Origin of the sequence: Nonomuraea sp. NPDC049129 (genome assembly GCF_040648495.1) — a bacterium.
Taxonomy (GTDB): Bacteria; Actinomycetota; Actinomycetes; order Streptosporangiales; family Streptosporangiaceae; genus Nonomuraea.
The window spans coordinates 1-1,396 of record NZ_JBEZDU010000067.1 but is presented as its reverse complement, the minus strand read 5'-3'; the positions used below and the strand labels follow the sequence as shown (position 1 = coordinate 1,396).

The 1,396-nt window shown below is 57.1% G+C and carries 1 rRNA gene; it reads right to left on the bottom strand.

Features of this window, described 5'->3' with window-relative positions:
- Positions 1–4 precede the first annotated feature (4 nt).
- Positions 5–1,396: ribosomal RNA gene (locus tag AB0B64_RS60720) — 23S ribosomal RNA — on the bottom strand; the annotation flags it as partial.

Genomic DNA, 1,396 nt, shown 5'->3' with positions numbered 1-1,396 from the left:
CTTTGTGGTCAAGTCCTCGGCCTATTAGTACCGGTCAGCTCCACACGTTACCGTGCTTCCACCTCCGGCCTATCAACCCGGTCGTCTACCGGGAGCCTTACCCACTCTCATGGTGGGAGACCTCATCTCAAGGCGAGCTTCCCGCTTAGATGCTTTCAGCGGTTATCCCTTCCGAACGTAGCCAACCAGCCGTGCACCTGGCGGTACAACTGGCACACCAGAGGTTCGTCCGTCCCGGTCCTCTCGTACTAGGGACAGCCCCTTTCAAGTCTCCTGCGCGCGCAGCGGATAGGGACCGAACTGTCTCGCGACGTTCTAAACCCAGCTCGCGTACCGCTTTAATGGGCGAACAGCCCAACCCTTGGGACCTACTCCAGCCCCAGGATGCGACGAGCCGACATCGAGGTGCCAAACCATCCCGTCGATATGGACTCTTGGGGAAGATCAGCCTGTTATCCCCGGGGTACCTTTTAGCCGTTGAGCGACACCGCTTCCACACGCCGATGCCGGATCACTAGTCCCAGCTTTCGCTCCTGCTCGACCCGTCAGTCTCACAGTCAAGCTCCCTTGTGCACTTACACTCAACACCTGATTGCCAACCAGGCTGAGGGAACCTTTGGGCGCCTCCGTTACCCTTTAGGAGGCAACCGCCCCAGTTAAACTACCCACCAGACACTGTCCCCGATCCGGATCACGGACCAGAGTTAGACGTTCAAAACGACCAGAGTGGTATTTCACCAATGACTCCACCCGAACTAGCGTCCGAGCTTCCCAGTCTCCCACCTATCCTACACAAGACGCTCCAAACGCCAATGTCAAGCTGTAGTGAAGGTCCCGGGGTCTTTCCGTCCTGCTGCGCGTAACGAGCATCTTTACTCGTAGTGCAATTTCGCCGGGTCTGCGGTTGAGACAGCGGGGAAGTCGTTACGCCATTCGTGCAGGTCGGAACTTACCCGACAAGGAATTTCGCTACCTTAGGATGGTTATAGTTACCACCGCCGTTTACCGGCGCTTAAGTTCTCACCTTCGCCAACCCGAAGATCGGCTAAGCAGTCCCCTTAACGTTCCGGCACCGGGCAGGCGTCAGTCCGTATACATCGTCTTACGACTTCGCACGGACCTGTGTTTTTAGTAAACAGTCGCTTCCCCCTGGCCACTGCGACCCCCACCAGCTCACAGAGCTAGCCTGATCACCAGCAGAGGTCCCCCTTCTCCCGAAGTTACGGGGGCAATTTGCCGAGTTCCTTAACCGCAGTTCACCCGATCGCCTTAGTATTCTCTACCTGACCACCTGAGTCGGTTTAGGGTACGGGCCGCCACAACACTCACTAGAGGCTTTTCTCGGCAGCATAGGATCATCCACTTCACCACAATCGGCTCGGCATCACATCTCAGG